This window comes from Lactobacillus sp. M44, from assembly GCF_058130005.1.
Window position 1 is genome coordinate 543,688 of record NZ_CM176707.1, and the last position, 13,739, is coordinate 557,426.

The following is a 13,739-nucleotide window of genomic DNA, read 5'->3' on the forward strand; positions in this document are numbered from 1 at the left end:
TTTATTTTGGAAATTAAATTTGAAGATTTAAAAGAGCGAATTGAGACTGAAGATTATCTGCAAGATATGGAGTCAGTGAAATATAGTGATTTAACTAAAAGCAAGAAAAAAATCAAAGAAGTAGCTTCTAAATTAGTTAAAGAAACTGCTAGTGCAATAAAACACGATTCTTTAATTCAAACACAAATATCAGTTGCAGGTAGAAGAGCTGCATTATTTAGTTTAGAAGTAAATATTATAAATTTACCATATGCAAATTATAAAAAGATTTCTAACTTCGTTAATGAAGATGAATCATATCCTGTAAATGTTTATTTTGAAACTAGATCTGAATATATCAATGTATCAGGCTTTCGAATTGATGAATTAGCACCAGGTGATGATCTAGTAGCACATCCTGATGATTATATTATGCAATTAGCTGCAAATATAGAAGTTAAGTTGCAAGAAATAAAAGAATATCAAAAGCCAGAAAAGAAGACGACAAGCAAAAAAGGATGATTAATCATCCTTTTTTATTTCAGTATAATGTGTTAATGAGTTCTTATTAGTGTAGTAAAAGAAATCTCCAAATACTGCACTTTTAACTAAGCCAGTCATAGCTATTTGATTGACAGAGTCCGAATCTGCTGGAAATCTGTTTTGTAATCCTAAGTTTAATAAGGCTTTATTCAAACTATATTGTAAATATTGACATGCATCATCATACCAACCAAGATCACCGTATAATAATTTAAGGTGCTTTTTTTCATTAACTAAAATTTTATCAATATATTGATTTACCCATTTGTTGATATCAGCTTGTTTTTGTTTTGACATACCTTCTAGATAAGTTCTAGCCTTATATCCAGGGTAAATCCCAGCAAATGAAGTTCCACGTAAAGCTAATTTTACAATTTCTGCCGTTCGCTTCATTTTTCCTTGTCCAAATAAATAGAGAATACCATAAAAGTTAGAATGATATAAACTTGCTTCTAGTATCACATCTGCAGTCTTTTTTTGAAATATGTCGCCTTTTTGCAACATATTATTCAACACATATAATTGCTTTTGCAAAGGTTCATTATTTTCAGCCCAATTAAAGGCTTCATCAATTTGCTTGGGAGTTGCTAATTCTTGTAAGACATAGTTATATCCTTTGTTTGCAATTGACTCTAAATATGATAAAGCATTGAATACCGCAAATTCTTCAGGAGTTTGAGCATCTTTTTTTACTTGATCTAATCCTGTTCTGACTTGCAGGGTTGATAGTGTAATCAAAGCTGTAAATTCATGCAAAATTGTAGCTTGAACATTATCTGGTAAATTTATGAATTCTTTTTTATCTTTTCTGACTGGTACATGTCGAGGCTCCCAAATGACATCATTTAGTCGAGCCCATGCGGATATATCTACACGATCCGCAACTTTATTCCAGCCGTTTTTTTGAAAATAAGGTTTTGTCATTTTTTATCTCTGAAATCACTTAAAAAACTAATTTTGTTGTTTACTAATTCTTTTGGTTTTTGAATCTTAGTTACTGGTTCATCTTTAGATAGATCTTGTACGATTTGATTTACATTTTTAACATCGCGATCTGTACCATTAAATTCTAAAAGATAAAGTATTGGCACATCCAGTGTAACTGAAAGCTTTTTTGCTGTTTGTGCAAACAGGTCGTTAAAGTTTCGGTTGCCTACTCCAATTAATCCAACAATATTTTTTTTATTATCTTTATATGTCAAAAAATCAACAACTGAATCCATCATAAAATCTTGATAAGAAGGAACTATCAAAATATATGGTCTTCCCATTTGATATTGCGGATTATCATCACTGATTTGATGGGCTTTAAGTTTTGTCTTTTCAATAAATTTTTTGGTTTGACCAGTAATTGTATAAAATGCTACTGCTACCATTTTTATTACCTATTATTTATCTTGTTACGTACTAATTTTAGTTATTTTTGATAATCTTTACAACCCCTTAATATTTTCAATATTCAAATATTAGCGTAAATATTTTATACTATAACTAATGAAGGGAGATTTTTAGATGAGTTGGAATTGGTTAGGTGTCTTAATATGGGTGGCAATTTTATTGTATTTGCTATTTATTATTAGAAATATTAGAAAACGTCATTTGCTTATGATTATTAAAGACCATAAGAGATTTGAAGTAAAAACCACAATAGTAGATATAGTTGAAATACTTGTCTTTTTAGTTGCAAGTATCTGGATGGTTGCAAATATGTTTTTTGACAATCCAACTTTGAGCGATCATAACAGGATGACAGAAACAGTAGAGTATCGTCCATTGATCTTAACTCCTAGCAATAAAAACTCATACTATGTTTCTGTTAAAACATCTAAACAAAAATCGCCAATACAGACATATACCATCTTTTACGCAGGAAATAAATTAGTTGTCAATAACAACAGTGCTTCAATTTCATATGGTGCAAATCCATTAAATATTACCGCTGAAAAGATTCCATATTCTGAAAGGCAATTAAAAAAGGAAGATATCAAATATCAAAAAGCTTATCTTGCAATTTATACTTCAAGATACAAAAATATTTGGCAAAATGGGATAGGATTACATGCTAATCAAGTGGCTACAAGATATTACTTAATTCGTATTCCGGATCGAACCTTTATTAAACAAAATTAAGAGCAAGACATGAAAAATAGTATTATCGTAGGTTGTGCGATTGCTTCTTTAGGGGCATTTATGTTGTATTATAATAATATGCACCATAGCCAAAATACTCAGTTAGTAATTGTGCAAGATAAAAACAAAAAACAAAAAACAAATACATCTAAACAACCTAAATTTAATTTGCCAGACGCTAAAGAAAGTGCTGGAGTATTAAAAACTAGTAAAAATAGCAATAAAGCTTTAGTTAATGTAATAAAAAAAGCTATGGGTAATGAAAGTATTTATCAAGTTAGTGTCATTGATTTAACTAATTCTAAAAACAAAGCTGATGTCTATAATAGTAAGTCAAACAATGCAACTGATATTATGAAGTTATATGTATTGCTTGCAGTAGAGCAATTAGAACAAAATAAAAAACTGCCAGCAAATACTGTAATCAAGATCACTCCGGATGAAGTTGCGCCAAATGAAAAAATGTTAAAGCCAAATATCGGCTATGGACTTACTTATTTGAAACAAAATATGATGAGCCAAAATGGACAAACTGCAGCTAATGCCTTGTTAAACAAAGTAGGAGCTAGTGAAGTAGATAGTGTAGCTAAACAATTTGGTGCTTCGGATATTAAGATTAGTGGGAAGTTTGGCTCAAAAGTAGTTGGCACTATAAGTGCTGCAGATCTTGCAACTACTTTAAAAAATATATATCAAAATAAAATATTAGGTGGAAAAGACCAAACGATTTTGGCTGATCTGATGAAACAGCCTAAAGGAGCATTAGCAAGCAAAGTTGTTGGTCAGACAAGTCAAATCTCGGATGCAAATAATGCAGTCATGTTAGTTCAAAATCAAAATAAGACCTATATTGTAGCTGTTTCAAGCAATAATGCTGCTAATTTTGCTGCATTGGGTGAACAAATATCCAAATGGATGATTAAACATTAAGTTTCAAGAGTATTGATGAAATAATTCAATGCTTTTTTATTTTCGACTTTTAATCTACAATATGAAATAAATAATCTTTTAAATGTAGATTGTAATCTGCGTGGTGTAGTGTTAGTATTATTCAAGGATTAAAAAAGTTCGAGGTGTAAATAATGACTAAAAAGCGTGTTCTTGATTTGGATAAAGTAATTGATAAAGCAGCAGAAATGATTGAAACTCAAGGATTAGCTGCAATGACAATGCCTAATTTAGCTAAAGAGTTAGACATTAGGTCGCAATCTTTATATCACTATGTAGCAAATCGTCATCAATTAATTACTCTTGTTGTTCAAAAGCGATTAAAAATAATGAATACTAAATTAATTGAAAATTTAGTAGGATTATCTGGAGTCAAGGCAGTATTGCAGTTTGCAGATATTGTGCGTGAAAGTTTGCTTCAAGATAGGGCATTAGCTGCAATAATGTTTCAAATTGATCAATACACAGAAGATGTTAATGATGGAGCACATAAGGAATTAGAAAAGACAATAACTTTAATGGATCAAGTAGATGCAAATTTAAAAGATCGATTATCTTTGCATACTTTGATTGGCGCAGTATTAGGTTATGTGTTTTTTGACATTACTCCTTCGTCATTATTTGCAGATGAAAACAATGCGCAAGCTACAAAAGAATATCATAAGATGATTTTGCGTTTAGTTAATCCAACAGCAGAAATAGAGAAAGGAAATTAATGAAAAAGTTAATAAAAAACCATGTTGGTGCTTTAATTGCTTGGATTGCATTATTAGCATTTGCTTTATTTATGTTGCCAAATGTTAATGCACTAACACGTACTCATTCAACAATTACTTTGCCAAGAGATGTTCAATCTGAAGTGGCAAAAAGAATCAATTATAAATGGGGTTCAAAAAATAAAAATGTCTATGATGTTGCCTTAGTATTTAATAAGAAATCTGCTGCAATGAATAGTCAAGATAAAGAAAATGTCCAAGCCACAATTGATTATTTGAAAGACCATAAAAGTAAATATGGAATCAAATCAATGATAGGTCCAAATGATAATATTGCTACTAAAAAGCAATTAAAATCAAAAGATGGTACCACTTGGCTGGTTCAAATGAACATTTCCAAAAAACACGGTAGTGTTTCATATGTTAACGATCAGTTAAAAAATGCTATTAAAACTGGTGGTATCAGGACTTATGTAACTGGTGCAGATATTTTAAATGATGATTTTAGTGGCTCTATTCAAGAAGGTATTAAAAAGACAGAAGCAATTTCTGTAATTTTCATATTCATTGTATTGGTATTAGTCTTTAGATCACCTATTGTTCCACTAATATCATTAGCTACAGTTGCTATTTCATTTTTAACATCATTTTCTTTAGTGACTAATTTCGTACAAAGATTTAATTTTCCATTTTCAAACTTTACTCAAGTATTTATGGTAATTGTGTTATTTGGAATAGGTACTGATTACAATATCTTGCTATATGATCGATTTAAAGAAAACCTTGGTAAAGGCATGGATAAACATTTGGCAACAAAAAAAGCCAGAAAGCATGTTGGTAAAACCATTTTATATTCTGGATCTTCAATTTTGATCGGGTTTTCTGCTTTAGGGTTAGCCAAGTTTTCAGTATATCGCTCAGCAGTTGGAGTAGCAGTTGGTGTTGCTGTATTATTAGTTGTTTTATTAACTTTAAATCCATTTTTCATGTCAGTTTTAGGCAAGAAAATGTTTTGGCCTGATAAGAAATTCGAAGGCGAAAGTACCAGCAAAATTTGGACTTCATTATCTAAGCATTCAATAATGCATCCAGTTATCGCAGTTTTGCTTGTAGCTGTTGTTTCACTGCCTTTTGTATTATCAAGTTTTCCTAAACTAAATTATGATAATACTGATGAATTATCTAACTCAATTCCTTCTAAGCAAGGATTATTAGTTGTACAAAAGCACTTTTCTAAAGGTACAGCAATGCCTTCCTATCTATATATTAGTGCTAATCATAATTTAGATAATGAAAAAGATCTGAAGGAAATTGATCAATTAACTAGACAATTGCGTAATGATAAAGATGTCTCATTAGTGACTTCAGTGACTGAACCATATGGATCAAAAGTTAAACAGTTATATGTTAATGATCAGTTAAACACCGTTAATAAAGGTGTTGACAGTGCAAAAAGTGGCTTAACTAAATTGCAAGATGGATCTAGCCAAATGAGTAACGGTTTAGATCAACTGCACTCTGGATCGCAAAGCTTAGTTAATGGACTTAATTTGATGTCTAGTCAATTGCAAGGCCAGATGGGTGGAGCAAATGTTAGTCAATTAGCGCAATTACAAGCCGGATTGCCGAAGATTAATTCAGGAATTCAACAATTAAATGGGGCATTACAAAATTCTAATAATGCAGTAAATACTCAAGGATTAGCTTCCAATTTAACTAATGCCGGAGTTCAAGCGCAAAATATTGGCAATAATTTGCAAGCTGCTGGTGCTATTTTGCAAGGAATGCAAAAATCTGATACTGACAATTTGAATTCTACTCAAATCATCGCTCAATACCGCCAAGTTGAAGACAAAGCTCAACTTAATTCAACACAAAAACAAGCAATGGAACAAGCATTGATGACTATTTTGTCAGGAGTAAATACTCAAGTTGCTGGACAAAAACAAGCTGCTACAAAATCATTGAATCAAGTAGCTGTTAACTTGCAAGCAGCAGGATTAGCTGATAAACAACTGGCTGGATCATTAACTAGTGTTGCATCTACTGCTCAAAACTTAAAAGGGATGTTAATGCAAGTTGCTATTTTGAAACAACAAGTTGCTACTTTGGCTACTGCTTCTAATGTTGCATTGCCAGGAGCTAACCAAGCATTGGATAAACTATCTAGTGGTTTAAGCGAAGTTTCAAATGCAGTAGGTCAAGCTCAAAATGGAGCTTCACAATTAAATGATGGAGCAAGTCAATTATCGCAAAACGCTCCACAAATTCCTACTGGTATTGGTCAAGTAAATAATGGATTGATGCAAGGGCAGAATTATTTAACAGGCTTAGGTCGATCAAGTGCAGCGAACACTTTCTATATTCCTAAAGACATTATGAATTCACCAATGTTTAAAGAATCCACTAATTATTATTTGAGTAAAAATAAAAAAGCTACCAAGTTCATCATTATCTTCAAGACAAACCCAAGTGCAGAAACTGCAGCAGCTAAATCACAAGAATTAAGTGCAATGGCTAAAAAGTATTTGCAAGGTACTGATTTAGGTGATGCAACAGTTGCAATGGGTGGTCAAAGTTCAAATATTGAAGATTTGAAGAATACTGCTGACAGCGATTTTGTTAGAACTGCAGCAATTATGATTATTGGTATTGGACTTGCATTAATTGTGGTTACTAGATCATTATTACAACCAATTTATATTTTAGCTACATTATTGATGTCATATTTTGCTTCAGTAAATCTCACTCAATGGTTAGCAAGTAGTTTAGCACATACTGACATGCTAACTTGGAATACACCATTCTTTAGTTTTATTATGTTAATAGCATTAGGTGTGGACTATAGTATCTTTTTAATGAGAAGATATCGCCAGCTGCAAGATGGTAGTGCAGGTGAACGTATATTAAAGGCTTCATCAATCATAGGTACAGTAGTTATCTCTGCAGCAATTATTTTAGGTGGTACTTTTGCTGCATTGATACCATCAGGAATTCCAACTTTAATTGAAGTTGCAGTGGTAGTTATTATTGGATTGATATTATTAGTATTTTTAATACCAATTACTTTATCTGCAACAATTAAGCTAACTTATGATGAAATAAAAACACATAAAAATAAGCATTAAGCATTAGTAAAATGTATTCTCTCAACTTGAGGGGATGCATTTTTTCTTGTTAATAAAATTTATTCACATGGTATAATTTGTGTAATAAGAGATATGAGGATGAGAGAATATGACTAATTGTCCAAATTGTGGATATCCAATTACTGATAAAGATAATATTTGTCCAAATTGTGGGTTTAATTTAAAAAAATATCGTGAAGACTATTTTACTGATCGACACCAATCGGCTAAAAGAGAAGATCAAAATATTGATAGTCAAATGATGAGGCGAGCAGTATATCATAATGAATTTAAACCAATTAAACAGAATTCAACTGTTGCTTCAATGATTGAATGGATTCGTGCTAATGTAACAATTGTTTTTGTTTTAGGGGTATTTTTATTGATCCTAATGAGCTTTTCTAGAGCCTTAGGATGGATTAGCTTCTTTGTTTTAATGATTTGGCTATTTATTGTGTGTGAGCGCAGTAAAAAAATCACTCAATATACTGTTGATAAACGATTAACTGAAAAAATGAATCAAATAGGCTCTAATGTGGTAAATCATGTTGAAGCGGGCACTAGTCGTGTGGGAGAACGAATTTCTAGCAAAGATAGAAAATTGTCAGAAATAAAGATACCCAAAACTCATACTATGATTCAGATGTTAGTTGTATTAACAGCATTAATTAGTTTGGTGGTATTTTTCACTAGTTCTGGTAATGGAATCTCGATTTCTCAAGTTATTTTGCAAATGGCTAGAGCACAATTAGGAACAAATACTGCATGGTTTGCGGCAATATTATATTTAATCTGGCTATTTTTGACTTTTGTTCCGATAATTACAGTTATAGCAACCCTTCGATTAGGAAGATTTCATAAATTAGTTGCTTTTATTGCTTCACTTTTGGAAACTGGGTTATTGATCTATGCAATTTTTAGAGTCAATGATGTAATTGGCAACACTACTATTAGCCAAGCAGGACAGTTAGCTAACCAAGTTATTAATAGTGCAGCACTCGTTGGAGCATCGTTTTACATGCTAGTATTAGCGAGTTTAATGACAACTGGACTTAGTTTGTATAATCTGATTAAGTCAAAATAAATTTAAGATATCAAAAAATGATTGATAAACTTTTTAAAGTAAATCAATCATTTTTATTTTTTGTCAAATTATTTATTCATTTCAGTAGTGTCAATAACTAAATGTTCATTAACAAAGGCCATTTCACCTAATTCACTCAATTCTCGACCATAGCCAGATTTTTTAACTCCACCAAATGGTAATTCGCCAGCTGTAATCCAGCGACCATTGATTACACTCATTCCTGTTTCAATTTGAGCAGTAACTTTTTTAGCACGATCAATATCTGCACTAATGACTGAAGAACCTAAACCGTAAGATGAATTATTTGCTAGTTCAATTGCTTCATCATCGTCTTTAACTATATAAAGTTGTGCTACAGGGCCAAATAATTCTTGATCAAAGATTGGATTATCTTGTGCAATATCAGTCAAAATCATTGGTCTGAAAAATGCACCTGCCTCATCAATTTCTGGATATTGGTAGCTAATTTTTGCACCATTTTTTGTTGCAAGTTCTACTTGAGATTCGAGTTTTTGCATTGATCTGATAGAATTCATTGGTGGCAAAGATGTAGAATCTTTTAGCGGGTCACCTGGTTTTAAATTAGAAAAGATTTCTTTTAGATCATTTAATACTTCATCATAGCGAGATTCCATGACGATGATTCTTTTTGATGAAGTACATACTTGACCATCATTGTATGTTCTGGCATCTGATAAAACTTTTCTTAATAATTCAGGATCTGCGTCATCTAAAACTATAAATGGATCATTACCACCTAATTCCATAGTAGACTTTTTTAGATTTTTGCCGGCTTCTTGGGCAACGGCCATCCCACCTCGTTCAGAACCAGTTAATGCAACACCTTGTATTCGATTATCTGTAATAACATCAGCTAATTGATCATAGCTTAAATATAAGTTGATTAATGAACCCTCAGGAGCACCAGCTCGTTTAATGATTTTAGCAGCTAATGCTGCACATCCTGGTACATTGTGAGCATGTTTTAAAATAATGGGATTTCCTACAACAAAGTTAGGAGCAAAGACTCTAATAATTTGATATAAAGGAAAATTCCATGGTTCACATGCTAAAACTACACCAGTGGCTTGTTTTAGATAATAAGCTTTACCAAATGGGTTGTCTAATGGTGTTGGTTTTAAAAATTCTGCACCATGTTTTGAATAATATTCGCAAATACTAATACAAATATCAACTTCTTGTTTGGCTTCAAATAATAATTTGCCCATTTCTTTGGTCATCAGTTCAGCCATTTGCTTTTTATGAGCATCGAAGTTCAATGCAATTTGATGTAATAATTTGGCACGTGTTTCAGGTTTTTCATGACGCCATTTTTTGTAAAGAGCATATGATAAGCTAAGAGATTGTTCAATTTGTTCTTTAGTAGGATTATCATAAGTTGCAAATGTTTCATTAGTATATGGATTAATAGATTGATATTTTGCCATAAAAATTACCTCTCTTTCAATTATATTTTTATTATAACCGCTTTCAATGGATTAATATAATAATTATTTCCTATATTAAAAATCAACTTGATGGTACAATTATTTTACAAATAAGTAATTTTAAAAAATTTAAGGGGGAAAAATATGGTTAATGATTCACCAATGGGTAAAATTTATTTAGGTTCACCATTTTATAACAAAGATCAAAGAGATCGTGTAGAAAAAGCACAAATGTATTTAGCAAAAAATCCAACTGTATTAAATATACATTTTCCATTTGCTAATGAATATGTGGATGCAGATGATCCTAATCCAGAAGCTGGATTTTTCAGTTTGAAGTGGCAAGTTGCAACTTATCAAAATGATTTAACTGGAATTACTAATGCAACTGTTGGAGTGTTTTTGTATGATATGGATGATTTAGATGATGGTAGTGCATTTGAAATTGGATTTATGCGTGCTATGCATAAGCCAGTTGTGTTAGTACCATTTACCAAACATCCAGATAAACCTAAAAAGATGAATTTGATGTTAGCACAAGGTGTGACTACATTAATTGATGGCAATACTGAATTTGAAAAATTAAAGACTTTTGACTTTAATATAATTCCATCAGAACCTGTAGTTGGCTATCAAATTATATAAAAAATACGCTCTGTATCATTGATATGGAGCGTATTTTAGTATGATAAAGCCATATTTAATTATTGTAAGTCATCTAACATTTTTTGAGCATGTTCCAAAATGATCTTATTATCATTCAATCTTGCAAATGCTGCAGCATCATTTAATGATTCAATTACTGTTTCTTTATCAGCATTTTCAGCTTGTTGATTCAATGCAAGTCTGAATAATATACGTGATAAGTAAAATACAATATGATTATTTGCACAAACTTTGTATGCATATTGTAGTAATTTATCTGAATGACGATATTTTTCTTGTTCACCATAGAAATTACCCACACAAAATAGAATTGACAATACCTGCATAGCAAGTTGGTTGTTAGTAATATTAACATCCATAATGTATTTCATGATTTGGTCAAAATAATGTTCTGCCTTATCAGCTTCGCCTTTTGATGCATATACTTCACTACAACCATTTAATGCTAACAAACGATAAATATCATTTGGATACATATTTGGTGCAGTTAAAATACCATTGAAGTAATATAATGCTCCCATTTCATCATGATCAACTTTTAAAGCAAGTTGTCCTGCTAAATAGTCATAATGATACTTTTCTTGTGGCTTAGTGAGTTGCTTTTTCTTAATGCCTTTTAAAATCTTGGTAACTTTAGTATATTGGAAAGTGTTGAAAGCAAGATCTGCATCAAACAAAGATTTTTCAGTATCTGCTTCAATAGTTGGTACCATAATATCAGCGATTGTAATATTCATGCGGCTGCACAACTTTTGTACAATTTTGAATGAAGGCACACGACCATTATTTTCAAATTTACTTAATGTAGATTGAGTACATATCCCATCACATAATTCAGTTTGTGATAATTTTAGTGATTTACGAATTTCTACGAATTTTTTAATATTAATCATTGCTTATATTATTCCTTTTATTTGCTTGATATAAAAAGTCGAGTGTTTCATCGATATATTCCTTACTGTATGACATAGCATGTCGAGTTCCTTTGATAATCAGTAGTTCAACTTCGTGATTATTTTTGGCTAAAAATTTCACAAAATTTAATACTGTATCTATTTCTGTTAATTCATTTGCTGAGTTGATCATCATCAAATGCTTCAAGTTAGTATAATCATAACTAGTAGCATCGAGTTTTTTTAATATATCAGGATTATTTGCACCAGCATAAGTTAGTGTAAAATATTTATAAAAGGCCTGATTTATTTGATCAGTTTGTTGCAAATTTAACTCTTTTGCAGGATCGAGTGCAGGCTTTATTTTTGGGTGGTTTTTAATCCAATCTGAAAAACTAACAGGAGCAGACCATGTAACTGTTGAAAACCCGTATTTACCAGCTATTTGCAATGCCATTGTTCCCCCAACACTAGCACCAATTTGAGCTATGTTATTCAGATCATCTGGATCAGTATATTTTGATTTTAATAGCCATTGTATAAATTTTTCTGCATCAATATGTGCTGCAGGAAAAGTATATGCAGGAGCGAGACGATATTCAGGGATAAAGGTCATAAACCCGGCATTTGCAAATCTAATACCAATATTTTTTACCGAATCTTTATTACCACGAAACCATCCACCACCATGCCAAAAGATCAAAATTTTTGTATTAGAATTGGTATCATTAGGAAAGTAGATATCAGTCGCTAATTTGTGAGCTTGATCATAAGTAACATTTTGTTTGATAACGACCATAAAAAAGTTTCCTTTCTAAGCTAACTTGGATTTTAGCATTTATATTATAAAAAATAAATGCCATATTTGGCTAGTAATTTGGCTTATTTATTATGAAAAACTGTATTTAATTAGTAATTGCTAAAAATTAGTTTAAAAATACTTTTTTTGGTAAAATTACTATTACTAGAAAGGTAGGAAAATTATATGCATCTTTCGCCAAAAGCAAGTAGAAAATTAATTAATATTTTAACTATTACGACGAGTATAATAATTATTATCTTATGTATATACTGGTGGCATTTAGGAATTTTTACTAGTCAAACCAAGATGAAAGCATATCTGGCTAATAAGCAAATCATTGGTCCAGTAGTATTTGTCTTAATCCAGATAGTGCAGGTGGTTATTCCTATTATTCCAGGTGGTATTTCACTGCTAGCTGGGGTAATATTTTTTGGACCTACAGCTGGTTTTATTTATAATTATGTTGGAATTTGTATTGGATCATTTATAATTTTTTTCTTATCAAGATATTATGGAAAGCCTTTTATATTACATTTAGTTTCAGAAGAAACCCTAGAAAAGTACATGAAATGGACTAAAAACCAGAAAAAATATAATTGGTTTTTTGCAATATGTATTGCAGCTCCAGCAGCTCCGGATGATGTTTTATGTATGATCTCTGGACTTACACAGATGAAATTCTGGACTTATTTTTGGATTATAATTTTATGTAAACCATGGACAATAGCTGCATATAGTTTAGGGTTAATGTATGGGACAAAATGGATAGCACATTTGATACATCACTAAAAGGCAAAAGGATATATCTAAGAAAATTTATTCCTACCGATGCTGTGACAATTTTGAAATGGTCAAAAAATCCCATTTACCATAAATGGGCTAATTTTGCACAAGTTGATACCTTGATACAAGCACAAAAATCAATTTCTAGATATATGAAAAGAGATTATAGTTATGCAATTTGTTTAAATGCTACTAATAAAATGATAGGCATTATTGAGCTGTATAAAAGGACGACTAATTCAAAAGAATTAGGTTATTTACTTGATCAAAAGTTTTGGCGACAAGGCATAATGTCAGAAGCGGTGCATTTAATATTAAAATATGCATTTAGTGACCTACGGTTGCAAGAGATCTGGGCGGGTGTGTACAGCGATAACATTCCATCAAGACAACTATTAAAAAAATTTGGTTTTCATTATATGTACAAGGTTGATTATAGTTTAGTTAATAGTGCATTAAATGAACAAGAAGATTATTATTTACTAAAATCAAATCAATGGAAAAGCAATTTATGATTGCATTATTTTTTGATCATGATAGAATTTATTTAAACATAAAACCCTAAGACTGCTTCAGAGAGTCTGCGTTTGGTGTGAGCAGATGCATAGTCGTTTCC

General features: G+C 31.2%; 14 protein-coding genes. 9 read left to right on the forward strand and 5 right to left on the reverse strand.

From position 1 onward, the window contains the following. The first annotated feature begins 6 nt into the window (after positions 1–6). Positions 7–501, forward strand: coding sequence for a hypothetical protein (locus AC38BG_RS02670; protein ID WP_489937627.1), 495 nt, complete (start codon positions 7–9; stop codon positions 499–501). Here AC38BG_RS02670 and AC38BG_RS02675 read toward each other — a convergent pair whose 3' ends face one another. Next, entirely contained in the window at positions 502–1,446 is a 945-nt protein-coding gene (locus AC38BG_RS02675) for a ribonucleotide-diphosphate reductase subunit beta (RefSeq protein ID WP_489937628.1), read from the reverse strand. Beyond that, on the reverse strand, positions 1,443–1,898 hold the full coding sequence (gene nrdI, locus AC38BG_RS02680; protein WP_489937629.1) for a class Ib ribonucleoside-diphosphate reductase assembly flavoprotein NrdI: 456 nt from the start codon (positions 1,896–1,898) through the stop codon (positions 1,443–1,445). The genes AC38BG_RS02675 and nrdI overlap by 4 nt, the downstream gene beginning before the upstream one ends. A 136-nt stretch (positions 1,899–2,034) precedes the next feature. Between nrdI and AC38BG_RS02685 the strand changes: the two genes are divergently transcribed. The 5 genes from AC38BG_RS02685 to AC38BG_RS02705 all read left to right on the forward strand — a co-directional run bounded on the left by AC38BG_RS02685 (position 2,035) and on the right by AC38BG_RS02705 (position 8,528). Then, positions 2,035–2,652: an LVIS_2131 family protein gene (locus tag AC38BG_RS02685; RefSeq protein ID WP_489937630.1), complete on the forward strand. Its 618-nt coding sequence runs from the start codon at positions 2,035–2,037 to the stop codon at positions 2,650–2,652. Positions 2,653–2,661: 9 nt separating this feature from the next. Then, complete coding sequence (locus tag AC38BG_RS02690; protein WP_489937631.1) at positions 2,662–3,582, forward strand: serine hydrolase; 921 nt, start codon at positions 2,662–2,664, stop codon at positions 3,580–3,582. Positions 3,583–3,734: 152 nt separating this feature from the next. After that, positions 3,735–4,316 (forward strand): TetR/AcrR family transcriptional regulator, encoded by a 582-nt coding sequence (locus AC38BG_RS02695; RefSeq protein ID WP_489937632.1) that lies wholly within the window; start codon positions 3,735–3,737, stop codon positions 4,314–4,316. Beyond that, positions 4,316–7,444, forward strand: a complete 3,129-nt coding sequence (locus AC38BG_RS02700) for an MMPL family transporter (protein ID WP_489937633.1) — start codon at positions 4,316–4,318, stop codon at positions 7,442–7,444. The genes AC38BG_RS02695 and AC38BG_RS02700 overlap by 1 nt, the downstream gene beginning before the upstream one ends. Positions 7,445–7,553: 109 nt before the next feature. Next, positions 7,554–8,528: a zinc ribbon domain-containing protein gene (locus AC38BG_RS02705; RefSeq protein WP_489937634.1), complete on the forward strand. Its 975-nt coding sequence runs from the start codon at positions 7,554–7,556 to the stop codon at positions 8,526–8,528. A gap of 68 nt (positions 8,529–8,596) precedes the next feature. Here AC38BG_RS02705 and AC38BG_RS02710 read toward each other — a convergent pair whose 3' ends face one another. Then, positions 8,597–9,979: an NAD-dependent succinate-semialdehyde dehydrogenase gene (locus tag AC38BG_RS02710; protein ID WP_489937635.1), complete on the reverse strand. Its 1,383-nt coding sequence runs from the start codon at positions 9,977–9,979 to the stop codon at positions 8,597–8,599. 144 nt (positions 9,980–10,123) lie between these two features. On the opposite strand from AC38BG_RS02710, the gene AC38BG_RS02715 reads away from it, so the two are divergent. Continuing rightward, positions 10,124–10,624 (forward strand): nucleoside 2-deoxyribosyltransferase, encoded by a 501-nt coding sequence (locus AC38BG_RS02715; RefSeq protein WP_489937636.1) that lies wholly within the window; start codon positions 10,124–10,126, stop codon positions 10,622–10,624. Positions 10,625–10,683: 59 nt separating this feature from the next. Here the strand turns inward: AC38BG_RS02715 and AC38BG_RS02720 are convergent, their stop codons facing one another. Together AC38BG_RS02720 and AC38BG_RS02725 are read right to left on the reverse strand one after the other, a co-directional pair. Beyond that, positions 10,684–11,538, reverse strand: coding sequence for a helix-turn-helix domain-containing protein (locus AC38BG_RS02720; RefSeq protein ID WP_489937637.1), 855 nt, complete (start codon positions 11,536–11,538; stop codon positions 10,684–10,686). Then, entirely contained in the window at positions 11,531–12,337 is an 807-nt protein-coding gene (locus AC38BG_RS02725) for an alpha/beta hydrolase fold domain-containing protein (protein WP_489937638.1), read from the reverse strand. The genes AC38BG_RS02720 and AC38BG_RS02725 overlap by 8 nt, the downstream gene beginning before the upstream one ends. Before the next feature lie 186 nt (positions 12,338–12,523). Between AC38BG_RS02725 and AC38BG_RS02730 the strand changes: the two genes are divergently transcribed. After that, the gene (locus AC38BG_RS02730) at positions 12,524–13,129 is read left to right on the forward strand and encodes a TVP38/TMEM64 family protein (protein ID WP_489937639.1); all 606 of its coding nucleotides are present in this window, start codon (positions 12,524–12,526) and stop codon (positions 13,127–13,129) included. Beyond that, positions 13,102–13,638 carry a GNAT family N-acetyltransferase gene (locus tag AC38BG_RS02735; RefSeq protein WP_489937640.1) on the forward strand — a complete coding sequence of 179 codons (537 nt, stop codon included), beginning with the start codon at positions 13,102–13,104 and terminating at the stop codon, positions 13,636–13,638. Before AC38BG_RS02730 ends, AC38BG_RS02735 begins: the two co-directional genes overlap by 28 nt. The last annotated feature ends 101 nt before the right edge of the window (positions 13,639–13,739 follow it).

Bases quoted from the DNA above. Each gene is read 5' to 3' on its own strand.
- AC38BG_RS02690 (WP_489937631.1), top strand. From the start codon at position 2,662: ATGAAAAATAGTATTATCGTAGGTTGTGCGATTGCTTCTTTAGGGGCA.
- AC38BG_RS02710 (WP_489937635.1), bottom strand. From the start codon at position 9,979: ATGGCAAAATATCAATCTATTAATCCATATACTAATGAAACATTTGCA.
- AC38BG_RS02675 (WP_489937628.1), bottom strand. From the start codon at position 1,446: ATGACAAAACCTTATTTTCAAAAAAACGGCTGGAATAAAGTTGCGGAT.
- AC38BG_RS02715 (WP_489937636.1), top strand. From the start codon at position 10,124: ATGGTTAATGATTCACCAATGGGTAAAATTTATTTAGGTTCACCATTT.
- AC38BG_RS02685 (WP_489937630.1), top strand. From the start codon at position 2,035: ATGAGTTGGAATTGGTTAGGTGTCTTAATATGGGTGGCAATTTTATTG.
- AC38BG_RS02695 (WP_489937632.1), top strand. From the start codon at position 3,735: ATGACTAAAAAGCGTGTTCTTGATTTGGATAAAGTAATTGATAAAGCA.
- AC38BG_RS02735 (WP_489937640.1), top strand. From the start codon at position 13,102: ATGGATAGCACATTTGATACATCACTAAAAGGCAAAAGGATATATCTA.
- AC38BG_RS02725 (WP_489937638.1), bottom strand. From the start codon at position 12,337: ATGGTCGTTATCAAACAAAATGTTACTTATGATCAAGCTCACAAATTA.
- AC38BG_RS02730 (WP_489937639.1), top strand. From the start codon at position 12,524: ATGCATCTTTCGCCAAAAGCAAGTAGAAAATTAATTAATATTTTAACT.
- AC38BG_RS02700 (WP_489937633.1), top strand. From the start codon at position 4,316: ATGAAAAAGTTAATAAAAAACCATGTTGGTGCTTTAATTGCTTGGATT.
- AC38BG_RS02720 (WP_489937637.1), bottom strand. From the start codon at position 11,538: ATGATTAATATTAAAAAATTCGTAGAAATTCGTAAATCACTAAAATTA.
- AC38BG_RS02705 (WP_489937634.1), top strand. From the start codon at position 7,554: ATGACTAATTGTCCAAATTGTGGATATCCAATTACTGATAAAGATAAT.
- nrdI (WP_489937629.1), bottom strand. From the start codon at position 1,898: ATGGTAGCAGTAGCATTTTATACAATTACTGGTCAAACCAAAAAATTT.